This is a genomic window from Lysinibacillus sp. fls2-241-R2A-57 (genome assembly GCF_030209535.1).
GTDB lineage: Bacteria > Bacillota > Bacilli > Bacillales_A > Planococcaceae > Lysinibacillus.
In genome coordinates, this window is the sequence record NZ_JARVRU010000126.1 from 1 (window position 1) to 14,843 (window position 14,843).

The following is a 14,843-nucleotide window of genomic DNA, read 5'->3' on the forward strand; positions in this document are numbered from 1 at the left end:
TTTTTAAAAGTTAAACTCTTTTAACAATAAATACTGGATGTTTTTCAGTGCCCTCCTGAACAGAGTGGGAGATTTTCATTTAATTTGAGCAATTTTTAAACTGACAGCACTGTATTTTGTTGGAATAGCTCTGACACACCTGACTCAACAGCTGCACCACTTACAGCTTGCGAAACAATTTCTACAACCCGCTCATCTAATGATTTAGGTACAATATATTCCTCCGTTAATTCCTCATCACTTACAAGAGAGGCTATCGCTTCCACTGCAGCTATCTTCATTGCTTCGTTAATATCTGTTGCTCGGACATCCAGTGCCCCACGGAAAATACCAGGAAAAGCGAGCACATTGTTAATTTGGTTTGGATAATCTGAGCGTCCTGTTCCCATAACCCGTACACCCCATGCCTTGGCGTTTTCATACGTAATTTCAGGATTTGGATTTGCTAGTGCAAACACGACTGGATCATCATTCATTGAAGCAATATGGGCTTTTGTTAATAAATTTGCAACCGATACCCCAATAAAGACATCTGCATTAACGAGAGCATCCTCCAGTGTTCCATGTAATTTTTCTGGATTTGTTAAATGGGCAATCGTTTCCTTAATTGGATTCATCCCTTCAGCGCGACCTTCATAAATAAGACCTTTTGTATCACACATATAAATATTTTTATAGCCCATTTGCACAAGAATACGCAAAATAGCAATTCCCGCTGCTCCCGCGCCGTTAATTACGACCTTCATTGTTGCCACATCTTTATTCACAATGCGATTGGCATTAATCATCCCTGCACCTACGACAATAGCAGTTCCGTGCTGATCATCATGGAACACAGGGATATCACATTCTTGGCGCAGACGATCTTCAATTTCAAAGCATCTTGGCGCTGATATATCTTCTAAATTTACAGCACCAAAAGTTGGAGCAAGCGCCTTCACAATGCTGACGATTTCATCCGTATTCTTCGTATCTAAACAAATAGGAAAAGCATCAACATTGGCAAAACGCTTTAATAAAATCGCCTTTCCTTCCATTACTGGTAACGCTGCCTTCGGACCGATATCCCCTAAACCTAATACCGCAGTACCATCTGAAACAATCGCCACCATATTTCCTTTCATTGTATAGTCGTAAACTAGTGATGGATTTTTTTCAATCTCTATACAAGGCGCAGCTACTCCCGGAGAATACGCAAGACTTAGATCATAGGAATCTTGCACAGGAACCTTTGAAATCACTTCTAATTTCCCACTATAATACTCGTGCATTTCTAAAGCCTTTTTCATTACATCCATTCAATCCCATCCTTTTCTAATGAATTATTATATATTTCAGAATCATAATACTTTGTGAAAGTAAAGTCAACGAATTTTCTGTCAATTTTATTTTTTATTCGAAATAACGCTATTTACTATCATTAATACCACTTTTTCATTTTGTTATTATCTTCACAATCAATTATTTTAATATAATTGATAGGTTGGTTTCCATTTAAAAAAATGCACAAATATCGCCATTTAGCCTGTTCAACTTTTCACATAGTATTTTTCTTATGTAAATGAGAAATTTTTCACAAACTTATGTAAGCGCATCCATTGTTAAATCTTGTTTCGTCACATTTTCTTCACATTTTTTCACAAAGTTTTTTTATTATACAACCTAAAGTATTCTTTTTTCTGCTTTACTCGTTAGAATCTCTTAGCGATTTCACTTCACCACATTTGCCCAAGGGATCGAAGCGACCTCGAGGATGTAGCGCTTTAACCAAGACAAACTATGCCCTTGGTTTTTCACAATTAAAAAGAGCCCTTTATGTTAAGGACTCTTGCGTAAACTGATTTATAAAAGCGGTAATAATATGTTTGGAAGACCACTGTTCCCCTGATACCTTTGTAATCGGATAATCACGAGAAAAAATTGATTTTGTAATTTCGTCTACTGAATAACCTTTCTTAAACAATTGCTTTACATTACCCTCCAAATCTTCTAAATAAGCAATTTTTTCTTCTATTTTCGCTCGACCATCCGCTATATAACCCGCATGACAGCAATACACTTCCTTAAAATCATAGTTTAATATTTTCTTCAAAGACGCTAAAGTATGTACGATATTTTCTTCATCAAGCACAACTTTCGTCTTTGTTTGTATATACAAATCTCCTGTAAACATAGCACTTGTTTCTCGATTGTAAAATGATAAATGATCTGTTGAATGTCCTGGTGTTTCAATAACATCCCATGTAGCTGAATTCGTTTGAAAAGTATCACCAAACGGTTGAGCAATAAATGCTGGTCGCTCTCCCCATAATGCCTGTCGATAAAATGGGTATTCTCCATCCTCTGCACAAATACTAACCGAATCACGATGTACATAGATAGGTACATTTTTGTGTTGTTGAATCCACGCTGCGTTTCCTGCATGATCCTCATGAGAATGTGTCAGTGCCACTTGTTCAATCGGTATCCCGTTAAAAAAAGATTGAAACTCCTGTGAAAGCGAATAGGAGCCTGTATCAATTAATAACCCATCCACAAAAAAACTATAAACACTCAACCCGAAGCCTTGAACTGATACTTTACCATGGGCACATTGAACATCACGATATTGTTGAATTTCTATACTTTTCTCTCGTTTAAACATCCTTTTCCCCCTTTGCCCTTTGTATAAAGAGTGTAGCACAAAATGAATGGTCAGTCATTTTAGGAGTACATAGCAACTTGCATCGCTAATTTAATCGTCGCTTCGACCACTATCCGTCGTTCTGAACATTTTATCCGTCACTTCGACTGCTCTATCCGTCGCTCTGAACACTCCATACGTCGCTTCGACCGTTATCTGTCGCTCTAAACACTCTAATCCTTCACTTCAACTACTCCATCCGTCGCTCTGACTGCCTTATCCGTCACTCTAACCTCTCTATCCGCCGCTTCACCCGTGCTATCCATCCAAACCAAAAAACGCCCACCAAAGTGAGCGTTTTGTCTTCATTCATTATTCATTTGTATCTTTTTCTACATCATACTCTGTAATCCAGTCACTAAAGCTGCCTACATACAGTTGAATATTTTCGTAACCTTCATCTGCTAGCACTGCATACAACGGTGATGCTGTAACACCGCTACCGCAATAAACTACAACATGCTCGTCGCGGGCAACTTTGCTGCGTAACGCATCATTAGCTTGCAATTGACCATCTGACTTTAATTGCTCCCAGTCAAAGTTTTTCGCTGTTGGAATATGCCCTGCTACCTTATCAAGAGGCTCTATTTCACCACGGTAGCGAACTGCGGCACGTGCATCTAATAACGTCGCATCCACCGCTCCGTCTACAATGGCTTTAACTGCTTGACGTGGAGCATACAGTTCATCTCGCCAAGTAAATTCAATCGTAGTTGGTGGGTATTTAATAATATCTTTAGTGAACGCTACCTTTTCCTCGAGAGCAGGTGCACCACCATTCACTATTACTACATTTGGAAACCCTGCATACGTCAGCATCCACCAAGCACGTGGTGCAAATGGTGCAGCTCCTTGATCGTAAACGACAATTTGATCCTCATAGCGTAACCCTAATCCTTGAAATACTGCCGCTAGCTTTTCCTTGTTTGGCATTGGGTGACGACCATTGTTGGACTCCATATCTGACAGCTCTTGCTCTAGATCAACATAAATTGCTCCTGGTGCATGACCTTCTTCAAATGCTTTTTTACCTGCCTCTTTGTCTTGTAAATCAAAGCGAGCATCTACGAAACGGGCTCCTTCTAACTGAATTTCCTCAACTAATTTGAATACTTTTCCCAAGTGAATCACCTCATGCGTATTGTAATTGAGCGTAAATAGCTTTCCAAGAAGCTAAACGACTTTCTTCCTGAAGTGCGAGTCTTTCTGTTGCAATTTGTTCAAGTGCCTGATGGTAAATATACAGTCGTAATTTCTCAGCTTCTTCAGCAATAAAGGTAATGGCCCATGCCATGAGAGATACTTTCTGTGCATCTAAGTAATTTTGTGCATCTGGTTTTGTTAATACTTCTAGCGCCTCACTTAGCTTCACTTTTTCATTCTTTTCAAAGAATGCCTTTGGATTGCGGAAATGTGATTTCACACCTGCATATTTCGCGATATCTGTAAATGGACCTTCAAAATCAAGTAAATCCGGCTCAGAAGATTCAAACGCTAAAAATGAGAAGCTGCGGTTTAATTCTTTAAGCTCACGTACTTCATCTTTAAAGCGTTGTTGCATCTTCTTACTAATAAACTGTGATAAACGGAAGTTTGTTACTCGCATTTCTTGCGTAAAATCAAATCGTAAGCTTTGCATTACTTCCTTTAATGCATGCTCTAATGCTTGCTGAGCTGGCATTGCTGCAAAAGTTGACGGATTGTAGCCTTCCTTAAAGAACTCTGGGTAACGATAAAACACACGCTGAAGGACATAATACAGTAATTCATCAAGCTCTTGCTTCGTTTCACTTTCTAACATACTTGTATTAAGCGTATTGAACTTCGATTTAATATGCTGTTCAAGCGTTGTTAATTCCTCTAAACGTTCGTCTTTACGTTTTAAGTTCTCTTCTGTCTGTACAATTAAGTCACCTAAGCGTTGCTCCGTTTTATCGACTTCTTCTGCAAGTGCCTGCACAGCCAATGCACTTAATTCATCATTTAAGAATGTGTTGAAAGAATCTTCGAAAGGTGGCATACCAGATGTTAAATCCGCACCCTCTACTTTTTCCTTTAATGCCAATAAGCTAGACACACCGTAAAGTCGTGGGAAGCGAATGCCAAAGCGTTGTAATTCTGAACGCACATAGCCCTTAACATCTTCCTGTTCTTCTTCCGTTGTTGCTAAATCAATCGCATTGACAATAAAGAACATCTTATCTAGCTCGAAAGCATCCTTTACACGACCTAACTGAATTAAAAACTCACGGTCCGCTTTTGCAAAAGCATGATTATAATAAGTAATAAACAAGATTGCATCAGCATTACGAATATATTCAAATGCCACACCTGTATGACGCGCATTAATAGAATCTGCTCCTGGTGTGTCAACAAGTGTCACACCCATGCGTGTTAACGGACTATCATAATAAAAATCAATATTATCGACAAAGCATGATTTATTTTCCTGAGCAACAAATTTTTCAAACTCTTCTCGATTAACACGTAATACTTTTCCAAGCTCAAACTTAAATGTTGGGTATCCTTCTTTATAAGCGCGAATAAATGATTTATGCACATTTAAGCGTTCATCTGATAGCTGTACCGCAAGTCCCTCATCAGCACGATTGAATGCTTCTTCCAATGAAGAAACAGATAAACCGATTGCTGCATACGAACCTTGAATATCCTCTAGCATTTGTTCAGCTGTTTTTAATTGTACATCAGCTGTTTCATGCGGGTGCTCCGGCGTAACAGGACGAATTTTATTAATTGCAGCTGTTGTTGGGTTTGGAGATACAGGTAAAACCTTGGCACCCATTAACGCATTAGAGAACGAGGATTTTCCAGCACTAAATGCACCGAAAAGCGCAATTGTGAAATCCTTTTTCTGTAATCGTTCTACTTTATTTTCTAAGTAACTTGCTACTTCCGCAAAGCCTTGTACATCTTTTACCGCATTTGCCGTATGAAGTGCTCGTTTAACCACACCTTCAATAGGAAGACTTGTTGCACTAACTGCTTGCTGTGCCTCTTCTTGCTGTAACGCTTCCTCTTTTGGCTTTAACATCGATTCTTCAAATAATCGAATATCTGCTAAATCTTTCTTAAAGGTATTGTCCCAGTTTGTAAGCTGTTGATTGGCTACCTTTCGTATTTCATTGCTTGCCTGATGCATAATGCTTGCACTATATTGCTGATAGCCCTCAATTTCAAGCACTGCTTGAATGGCATCAATTTTCGCTTGCATCCCTGCCATTTTTAATTTAGATGGAGCAGCTGTTTCAGTAGCTACCGCTTCCAAAGTTGTTGCTTGCGCATCTTTCCAGTTATCAGTTTCCTGGATGTAGTAGCGCTTAGTCGCTTCTGCCACACGGTTGGCAAAATTCAACACAGCATCTCCTGTTAAAATTGCACCAACTTGTACCTGCTGCTCAATAAGGGAGAATGGTAAATCAAAGGCGTAGGCATCAATAGCTGTTGCACGTTCTTCATTTAACGCACCAACATCCTTTATTACCTTTTTCATTAGCCCTTTTAAATGTCCAGTAATCTGTGCATGCACAACATTTTGATAGGCACTATAGGCATCCTCTTTACGGCGGTTACGCTCTTCCTCTGTTTTTTTCTTAGCTGTAAATAAGCCCCCTACCTTGAAGCCATCCTGCTGACTTTCTAAATACAGACGTAATTTATCACGTAAATCTGCAGGCATAATGGTTGCATTCGCAAGTAGCTCTTTACGTTGCTCTTCAAAAGTTTCATTCCATGCCTCTACTGAGAACAATTCAACCTGACGATTTAATTTATTGTACTGCTCTAAAATATCTTTATGGTTTGCCCAGTCATCGGCACTTAAAACTTCCTCATCGATATCTAAACGATCCTGTCTTTCTTCCGTTAAATAATTGTCATGCTCACTTTGTAATAAACGCAGCGTATTTGATGCAGTTTGTACAAGCTGATCCTGCCAATCATTCATACTATCCATAACGATTTTCTTTACGACCTCAAAGTCGTTATATGGGTGTTCAGGCTCTCTTAATGAAGTGAAAAATACGCCTTTGGGTACTACCCCCCAAGCCTCAAAGGAATTGTGAACTGTTGCTTTAAATTCCTCAAAGCTTAATTCATTTTCATTATGCTTATCAATCATATTAACGATTAAATAAACGTTTGGATTGTACTTCATTAATTGCTTTGTAAATTGAAAATTCAATTCTGATTGCACGTGATTGTAGTCCATTGTATAAAATACGATATCAGCAATATGAAGGGCTGACTCTGTTGACATACGGTGTGCATCATCTGTTGAGTCGACACCTGGTGTATCCATTACAGTGACACCTAGTGGTAATGTCGATGTGCTATGACCAATTTCAATTTGTGACACTAGATCCCCATTTTTACTTAGCTCTTTTACCGTTTTAAAATCATAGCCTGCTTCAAATTTCACAGGCTTTTCATTGTGCATATAGACAATCGCAAAGTCTTCGTCTGATTTATGGACTTTTACGATATTGGCACTCGTTGGAATTGGACTTGATGCAAGTAAATCTTCACCTGATAATGCGTTAATCATACTCGACTTACCAGCAGAGAAATGACCTGCAAAGCCAATAACATATTCTTTTTGCTGTATTTTACGCGCAAAAAGTGATGTCTTATCCATACGCTCTGTATCACCATTATGCTGATAAATTATGTATTGTAACGCGGCTTGCTTTAAAAGCCCCTCCAACTGTTGTTCAAAATCTTTCATAAAACTAGTAACCCCTTTATTCATCAATTTCGCCTTGGTGGTGTTTGGACACCACTAAAAAGGAACCACATCCGCATTCATCTCACCGCCTTCATAGGTGGGAGTCTTATGCTGAATGAGATAAATTATTCATAATTAGTATTCTACCTTATTCGACATGCAAAGTATAACACTAATTTACTTTAAAAAGCATATATATCAGGGTTTCAGACGCAATATTCGTCCATAAGGTGTTGTTTAATCAAAATAATAAAGCATTATTCTACATCATCACCAAAAGTTGGGGATGAACTTTATTACAACGTAAGCCATGTATAGATTGATTGGGAGACAAGACGACTCCTTGGGATCAGTTTCACAAATGAGACCCTGGAGCGAAACGGCTCATCAGCCCCCAGGAAGCTTTGCTCTGTGCGAAAGCGTAGCGGCAGCAACTACAACTGTTTTCTGTAGCGAAAGCGAAGCGGCAGCAACAACAAAGCGCCCAATCGGAACGAAAATCAACAATACGTTATGGTAAGAGCGATTTATTCTTCTAAAAAAACTACTATTTTCTATTTCACAAGAGATGTATAACTAAAAAAATAATAATTTTCTTCATATTTCAAGGTGAAACATATAAGCCACAAAGCATGGGGCAACAATAAATAAATGGAGTGATAAAAATATGGTGAATCATAAGAATCATCGAAAAATAGAGCGACAATTCGCATGTGCATGTGAAGATCGGTTTATTTGGCCCCGCATAAAAGTTAGTACTATTCCTACAGTAGACCCTCCCCCAGTCATTGTGCCTAATGATAATATTATTCCAACAGTCAATAGATATTTTTATGTTGTTCCATCAAATATTGATTTGACTAATGGGGCGACTCTACCTGCTAACCTATTTTTTCACGATAACGGGAACACAGTAACTGAATTTACGATTTTTAATCCAAATGGCTACGTTAATCTTTATATCAATGCTGTTATGCAGGAGGGTGGGATATATAGCTTAACTACAACCTCCCTAACCTTGAATCCTTATAATTCAACAATTTATAGAGGAACACCAATCATTATAGAATCATTAGGGTTCTCCACAAAGTAAGATAAATACCTTAATGGAGGTGAAAATAAGAGGCGCTTTCCATTATTAATATCCATGTAAATGTTACAGGCACTTCGAGAATCATATTTTAAGATGGTACAACGGTTGCCGCTACTACCTTTTTAAATGATAGCGGTAATGCTGCAACTACTTTTCCAATCGTAACAAACGGGTACTACAATTTATATATTAATGGTGTGTTACAGGAAGGTGGTTCCTATACAGTTTCTGCAACAGAATTAACGTTTCATACTGTTGCAGGCACTATTTCTGCTGGTACACCAATCGTTATTGAAGCTGTATAATTAGAAACTACAATTTAACGATCTTGAGTAAAGTTAACGATCTTGAGTAAAGAATCAACTTCATATAACTAATAAAGGATGCCCAAATGATTCATATTTTAGGGCATCCTTTTTACTATTTATCTCGTTTGAATCCAATGTGTTGGCTAATTCCACATCGTATGAGGAAAATCAATCATTTGTTGCACGTATTGTCTCCTCGATACAAAGCTTAATGCAAGTTATTAAATCTCGGATATTCCATCCCGGTATTTTTCCATGCTGAATCGCTAAATCAAATGACGCAGGAATATGAATAAATCCAGCACGGACCCCTTCATGTTGCTTTGCGTAAACTAGCCCTTCATACATAATATTATTGCATAAATAGGTTCCTGCTGTATTTGAAATTTCCGCTGGATATCCTTCTTTGCATAATCGATTCACTATATTTCGGATAGGTAAATTCGTTATATAAGCGTCTGCACCACCATCATAAATACTCTCATCAACTGGTGAATAACCATTATTATCTGGCTCACCATCTTTCACATTAATCGCTATTCGCTCGGGCGTTATTTTAAAACGCCCTCCAGCTAAGCCTAATGAAATAATGATTTGCGGCTTAATATCAGCAATATATTGTTTCAGCTGCTCAGCAGATTGCTGAAAATCTACAGACAAAATGCGTCCTACAATTTCATAGCCATCCATCATTTCTCCATTTAATTTTTCTACAATTTGCATCGTCGGATTCATTTTATAATCAAGAAATGGTACAAACCCCGTTAATAATATTTTTGTCATTTTCTTCACCTAAATTTCTATAGGACGTTGCTTGATGGCCCATCCATTTTATTTTCGGTACAATTTACATTAACCTAAGCAAACATCTAACATACTCGTGTGTCATTTTTTCATAGCCTCATAACTATACGTTAATTCTACAAAAAAATAATTCCCATTTACAATAGATTTCAGAAAAAACAAATAACTCCTCCCTCTCTTTATTGTATCGAAAGGATTAAGAAGAAATATTATTTGTATAAAAAAAACATGACCCTAAAATTACTTGGGTCATGTTTTACCTATTGTTGTTATTCATGTTCTCTTATTTTAAATGTGCAGTAGCCTGTTTCATGACGTATTTCCCCACACCTATATAGATAGCTATTGTTGCTCCAATAAATACGAATGTCATTGCTGACCGCTCCTTTTTATATAAAAATTTGTATTTGAAAAGACTTAAACGTCCATTTATTGATTTTGAAAATCATTCTCATTAATATAATATAAATTTCCCATTAATTCGTCAAGACATACTTTCATCTTACCCATTTAACATGGTAAGATGTAGAAAAGTCGGAAAAAGGATGCGGTAATGATGAGTAATTCGAAGTACTTTCAAACTATTTTAAATGGGACAATCCATGCTTTAAAATCAATCCTGCCTATGGATATTGAAGTAAAATCGCCAAGTATAATTTCTGAACCCTTTCAACAACAGCAAATGGGTGTTTTAATTGGCTTAATAGGAGATATAAAAGGCCGTGTAATCATTGATTCCTCGCCTGAAATATTTAGTGGTATTGGCAATACTATGTTTGGTATGCCTCTTGAAGGAGAAATGCTAGAATCCTTCACAGGAGAGTTTGGAAATATGATCGCAGGTAATTTATGTACAACCGTAGGACAAGAAAGCTTAGAAATTGATATCACACCGCCAACAGTAATGGTTGGTAACACAAAACTTTATGGCTTTGATAAGGCCTTTGTACTCCCTGTTACAATTCCAAGCATTGGTGCTCTATCAGTTCTATTGACGATTGAAGAAGGATAATAGAATTTAAAGGATATTGGACTCTTCCAAATGATATATCCTATGTCACTGAAACCTTGCATCTATGAATACGCATTGTCATTCGCATTAATTAATAGAGGCTGCCTCATAAGCCTCAAGCCAAATTATCTAATAGTAAAATTTCTAGAAAAACAAGAGATTTTAATAAAATTACTCCAATTTCAACTTTAATATGTGCCATCTCAATGACTATTGAGGTGGCTTTTTTTTATTCACTCCTCTATTTTTCACATTTTCTTCACACAATTCGCTAGTATGTGTGATTTTTTTCACATCAAAATGAAATTTATTTATATATCATGTCAATAAGAAAGACCACAATAAAAGCGTAGGAGGAGCAAAAATGGCAAATAATAAAAAACCTGATGAGAATTTAAAAGGTTCACTCTATGCGGTATTTGGAGTAGGCATCATTATCATAGTGCTTTGGGTGTTCTGCTTCAATTTGTTCATCGAACGTTTTTAATCTACTAAGAAGGGACAGAGACTTATGCACTTACATAAGTATGAGAAATATTGGCTTGTGTTTGGAGTTACTACTTTAGTAGCATTCCTTATCATTCTCGGCATCGGTGCATTTCATCAAGGTTCGCATCCGAACAATGGTAAAAAAACACTAGATTACGAGAAAGTAAAAGAATTTCCACCTTTCGATAATCCTGGTGTTCATAAAGTAGAAGGTAAAGATTGGGATTATGAAGTTGTTGTTTTAGCTTCAGCATTTAATTACAATCCTCCAGAAATTGAAGTTCCACTTGGCGCTAAAGTGAAATTTATTGCAACAAGTGAAGATGTAATGCACGGCTTTGAGGTTGCAGGTACTAATATTAATATGATGCTTGAACCCGGTTATATTTCTGAATATGTAACAGAAGTAAATAAAGTAGGCGAGTTTTTAATTGTATGTAATGAGTATTGTGGTACAGGACATACAATGATGCACTCTATGCTAAAGGTGGTGGATCCAAATGAGTCTAAATAAAAATTTGACTAAGGTGGATCGTCGTGATGCGAAGCTAGCAATGGCACATATTTACGTGGCATTCATCGCATTGTTATTAGGAGGTCTTGCAGGTTTATTACAAGTTTTCGTTCGCTCTGGTCAATTCACATTACCAGCAGGCATTGGTTACTATCAAGTTTTAACCGTACACGGTATTTTACTCGGACTTATTTTAACAACGTTCTTTATATATGGTTTCCAAATTGCTAGTGTTAGCCGTACATCAGGTACATTTACAGCTAGTCAACGTCGACTTGGCTGGATCGGCTTCTGGTTAATGACAATTGGTACAGCTGCAGCTGCGACAATGGTTTTACTTAACAAAGCAACTGTTTTATATACGTTCTATGCCCCACTGAAAGCTCACTGGATTTTCTATTTAGGCCTTACATTAGTCGTGGTGGGTTCTTGGGTTGGTGGCGCAGGTCAAATTTTACGGTATGCACAATGGCGTAAAGAAAACAAAGGAAGCGGACAACCAAGCCCATTACTGTCATTTATGGTTGTTGTCAATAATTTAATGTGGTTCGTAGCAACTCTCGGTGTAGCTGTTTCTGTTCTATTCCAGCTTCTACCATGGTCTTTAGGTTTCATCGAACGTGTCGACGTAGCACTATCACGTACACTATTCTGGTATTTCGGTCATGCTCTTGTGTACTTCTGGTTATTACCAGCTTATATGATTTGGTATGTTGTTATTCCAAAGGTTATTGGCGGAAAAATTTTCTCTGATTCTTTAGCAAGACTTTCATTTATGCTGTTCTTAATTTTCTCTGTACCAGTTGGGATCCATCATCAATTAACTGAGCCTGGTATTGATGGTACATGGAAATTCATTCAAGTTGTTTTAACATTTGCTGTAATCGTACCATCCTTAATGACCGCCTTCTCGATGTTTTCAATGTTTGAATTACGAGGTCGTGAATTAGGTGGTAAAGGACTTTTCGGTTGGTTTAAAAAATTACCGTGGAAAGATGCTCGTTTCTTCGTGCCATTTATCGGTATGTTAGCATTTATTCCTGGTGGCGCTGGTGGTATCATCAATGCCTCTTACCAAATGAACCAATTAATCCATAATACCATTTGGGTTACAGGGCATTTCCATTTAACGATAGCAACAACAGTCGTATTAACTTATTTCAGTGCGGCATTTTGGTTAATTCCACATTTAACAGGTCGCACACTAACTAAATCTTTAAACAATCTTGGTAATTTTGCGGGTATTTTATGGGCTACTGGTATGACGATTATGTCTTCCGCTATGCATATTGCTGGTCTGATCGGCGCACCTCGTCGCTCTGATTACTCTGAGTATGGTGGTGCTCAACAAGCTTATGATTGGATTCCTTATCAAATTGCACAAGCAATTGGTGGCACGATCCTATTCATCGCTATCTTAGTCATTATTTATATTGTAGTGAAATTAGCGTGGTTTGCTCCAAAAGGTGAGGAAGAGTTCCCAGTTGGTGAAGTACATGAAAATGGCGGAACGACACCAGCCATCTTAGAAAACTTTAAAGTATGGCTTGTGATTTTAGTAGCCTTAATTTTATTCGCATATACTATCCCAATTATCGATATAATTTCAAATTCTCCACCTGGCTCTAAAGGCTATCAACTTTGGTAACATTCTTTAACATCTTCAAAAAAGCGATTTCTCTGTAGTTGAGAAATCGCTTTTTCCTTTAGAGCTGATACAGCTTCGTATATTTTTCTTGTAAATAATTTGCTAAATATTTAGCGTTTAGGCCTTCCCCTGTTGCCTCTTGTAGTAATTCGAAAGGCTTTTTCAGTGCACCATATTGATGGACTTTGTCTGTTAACCACTCTCGAATAGGAAGAAGCTCGCCCTTTTCTAACAGCTCATCAAAGTTTGGAATATCTTTATCCATTGCATGCTTCCATTGCGCAGCATAAATCATGCCTAAAGCATAGGAAGGGAAATAACCAAACATACCACCTGACCAGTGCATATCTTGTAATACACCTTTTGCATCTGTTTCAGGACGAATACCTAAATATTCTTCGTACTTATCATTCCATACTTGTGGAAGATCCTTTGCTTGAAGATCACCATTGAATAGGTCACATTCAATTTCATAACGAATCATAATATGTAGTGGATATGTTAACTCATCCGCTTCAATACGAATTAAAGAAGACTCTACCATATTAATTGCACGGAGGAAATCAGCTAATGCTACATCACCAAACTGTGCAGGTGAATACTTTTGAAGGCGCTCGTAGTTATGCTCCCAGAACTTTTCGTTCCTACCAACAAAATTTTCATAAAATAAAGATTGTGATTCATGGATACCCATGGATGTACCTGTTGCTAATGGTAAACCATCAAGCTTTGCATCGATATTTTGTTCATACATAGCATGTCCACACTCATGGATTGTTCCAAAAATTGCTGAACGGAAATCGTTTTCATCATATTTCGTTGTAATACGATTATCTCCATGATTCAAGCCAATCATAAATGGATGTACACTTTCATCTAAGCGACCTGCATCAAAATCATAGCCAAGTTGTGCTAACATTTCTAATGATAATGCTCGCTGTGACTCACGAGGGAAATGCTTAAATAATATGCTAGTATCTGGTTTATTTGGTGAAGCTGAGATTTTTTGCACAAGAGAAACAATGGTTTCACGTAATTCACCAAAAACCTGATCTAATACATTTGTTGTCATCTCTGGTTCATATAAATCAAGTAACGTATTGTAAGGTGAGCCGTTTTTAATTCCCCAATAACCAATAAACTTCTTCTGATAGCTTATGATTTCTTCTAAATAAGGTAAAAATAGCTCGAAATTATTTGTCGCTTTCGCTTCTTCCCATGCTGTTTCTGCTTTAGATTGTAGAATAACGAATTCCTTATATTCATCAGCCGGAATTTTTTTATTTTGATCGTAATTTTTACGTACTTCCTCTACTAAACGTAGCGTAACGTAATCAAGATCTGCCTTTTGTCCCTCTAAAGCTGTTAGTAATTCCCCTAAATCTTCACTCGTTTGCATTTCAAATAAGGAGGCGGATAATGTTCCAACTACCTCTGAACGTTGAGCTAACCCTTTCTTAGGCGCCCCTGTACGCATGTCCGATACGAAAAACATATACATTTCTTAAAAAATGTAGACATCTCTACTGTGACACAACTTATATCTTT

General features: G+C 37.4%; 11 protein-coding genes and 2 pseudogenes. 7 read left to right on the plus strand and 6 right to left on the minus strand.

What is annotated here, in order from left to right:
* Positions 1-95 precede the first annotated feature (95 nt).
* The 4 genes from QRN68_RS18525 to QRN68_RS18540 form a co-directional block, all read right to left on the minus strand.
* Positions 96-1,298 carry an NAD(P)-dependent malic enzyme gene (locus tag QRN68_RS18525; protein WP_285398379.1) on the minus strand — a complete coding sequence of 401 codons (1,203 nt, stop codon included), beginning with the start codon at positions 1,296-1,298 and terminating at the stop codon, positions 96-98.
* Positions 1,299-1,813: 515 nt separating this feature from the next.
* Positions 1,814-2,644, minus strand: a complete 831-nt coding sequence (locus QRN68_RS18530; RefSeq protein WP_285398380.1) for an MBL fold metallo-hydrolase — start codon at positions 2,642-2,644, stop codon at positions 1,814-1,816.
* A gap of 351 nt (positions 2,645-2,995) precedes the next feature.
* Positions 2,996-3,805 (minus strand): sulfurtransferase, encoded by an 810-nt coding sequence (locus tag QRN68_RS18535; RefSeq protein ID WP_285398381.1) that lies wholly within the window; start codon positions 3,803-3,805, stop codon positions 2,996-2,998.
* 10 nt (positions 3,806-3,815) lie between these two features.
* Complete coding sequence (locus QRN68_RS18540) at positions 3,816-7,427, minus strand: dynamin family protein (protein ID WP_285398382.1); 3,612 nt, start codon at positions 7,425-7,427, stop codon at positions 3,816-3,818.
* A gap of 361 nt (positions 7,428-7,788) precedes the next feature.
* On the opposite strand from QRN68_RS18540, the gene QRN68_RS18545 reads away from it, so the two are divergent.
* The 3 genes and pseudogenes from QRN68_RS18545 to QRN68_RS18555 all read left to right on the plus strand — a co-directional run.
* Positions 7,789-7,947, plus strand: a complete 159-nt coding sequence (locus QRN68_RS18545; protein ID WP_285398383.1) for a hypothetical protein — start codon at positions 7,789-7,791, stop codon at positions 7,945-7,947.
* A 147-nt stretch (positions 7,948-8,094) separates the two neighbouring features.
* Positions 8,095-8,520, plus strand: a complete 426-nt coding sequence (locus QRN68_RS18550; protein WP_285398384.1) for a DUF4183 domain-containing protein — start codon at positions 8,095-8,097, stop codon at positions 8,518-8,520.
* Positions 8,521-8,627: 107 nt separating this feature from the next.
* Positions 8,628-8,825 (plus strand): annotated as a pseudogene (locus tag QRN68_RS18555) (DUF4183 domain-containing protein); the annotation flags it as partial.
* A gap of 171 nt (positions 8,826-8,996) precedes the next feature.
* Here QRN68_RS18555 and QRN68_RS18560 read toward each other — a convergent pair.
* The gene (locus tag QRN68_RS18560) at positions 8,997-9,611 is read right to left on the minus strand and encodes a pyroglutamyl-peptidase I (RefSeq protein ID WP_285398385.1); all 615 of its coding nucleotides are present in this window, start codon (positions 9,609-9,611) and stop codon (positions 8,997-8,999) included.
* A gap of 577 nt (positions 9,612-10,188) precedes the next feature.
* Between QRN68_RS18560 and QRN68_RS18565 the strand changes: the two genes are divergently transcribed.
* From QRN68_RS18565 to QRN68_RS18580, 4 genes are all read left to right on the plus strand, one after another.
* Complete coding sequence (locus QRN68_RS18565; RefSeq protein ID WP_285398386.1) at positions 10,189-10,644, plus strand: chemotaxis protein CheX; 456 nt, start codon at positions 10,189-10,191, stop codon at positions 10,642-10,644.
* Between the two features lie 364 nt (positions 10,645-11,008).
* Positions 11,009-11,131 (plus strand): hypothetical protein, encoded by a 123-nt coding sequence (locus QRN68_RS18570; RefSeq protein WP_285398387.1) that lies wholly within the window; start codon positions 11,009-11,011, stop codon positions 11,129-11,131.
* Positions 11,132-11,155: 24 nt separating this feature from the next.
* The gene (locus QRN68_RS18575; RefSeq protein WP_285398388.1) at positions 11,156-11,647 is read left to right on the plus strand and encodes a cupredoxin domain-containing protein; all 492 of its coding nucleotides are present in this window, start codon (positions 11,156-11,158) and stop codon (positions 11,645-11,647) included.
* A complete protein-coding gene (locus tag QRN68_RS18580; protein ID WP_285398389.1) occupies positions 11,634-13,295 on the plus strand; it encodes a b(o/a)3-type cytochrome-c oxidase subunit 1 in 1,662 nt (553 codons plus the stop codon). Before QRN68_RS18575 ends, QRN68_RS18580 begins: the two co-directional genes overlap by 14 nt.
* Positions 13,296-13,353: 58 nt before the next feature.
* On the opposite strand, the pseudogene QRN68_RS18585 reads toward QRN68_RS18580, so the two are convergent.
* A pseudogene (locus tag QRN68_RS18585) lies at positions 13,354-14,775 on the minus strand (carboxypeptidase M32); the annotation flags it as partial.
* Between the last annotated feature and the right edge of the window lie 68 nt (positions 14,776-14,843).

Bases quoted from the DNA above. Each gene is read 5' to 3' on its own strand.
- QRN68_RS18525 (WP_285398379.1), bottom strand. From the start codon at position 1,298: ATGGATGTAATGAAAAAGGCTTTAGAAATGCACGAGTATTATAGTGGG.
- QRN68_RS18530 (WP_285398380.1), bottom strand. From the start codon at position 2,644: ATGTTTAAACGAGAGAAAAGTATAGAAATTCAACAATATCGTGATGTT.
- QRN68_RS18540 (WP_285398382.1), bottom strand. From the start codon at position 7,427: ATGAAAGATTTTGAACAACAGTTGGAGGGGCTTTTAAAGCAAGCCGCG.
- QRN68_RS18545 (WP_285398383.1), top strand. From the start codon at position 7,789: ATGAGACCCTGGAGCGAAACGGCTCATCAGCCCCCAGGAAGCTTTGCT.
- QRN68_RS18550 (WP_285398384.1), top strand. From the start codon at position 8,095: ATGGTGAATCATAAGAATCATCGAAAAATAGAGCGACAATTCGCATGT.
- QRN68_RS18560 (WP_285398385.1), bottom strand. From the start codon at position 9,611: ATGACAAAAATATTATTAACGGGGTTTGTACCATTTCTTGATTATAAA.
- QRN68_RS18565 (WP_285398386.1), top strand. From the start codon at position 10,189: ATGAGTAATTCGAAGTACTTTCAAACTATTTTAAATGGGACAATCCAT.
- QRN68_RS18570 (WP_285398387.1), top strand. From the start codon at position 11,009: ATGGCAAATAATAAAAAACCTGATGAGAATTTAAAAGGTTCACTCTAT.
- QRN68_RS18575 (WP_285398388.1), top strand. From the start codon at position 11,156: ATGCACTTACATAAGTATGAGAAATATTGGCTTGTGTTTGGAGTTACT.
- QRN68_RS18580 (WP_285398389.1), top strand. From the start codon at position 11,634: ATGAGTCTAAATAAAAATTTGACTAAGGTGGATCGTCGTGATGCGAAG.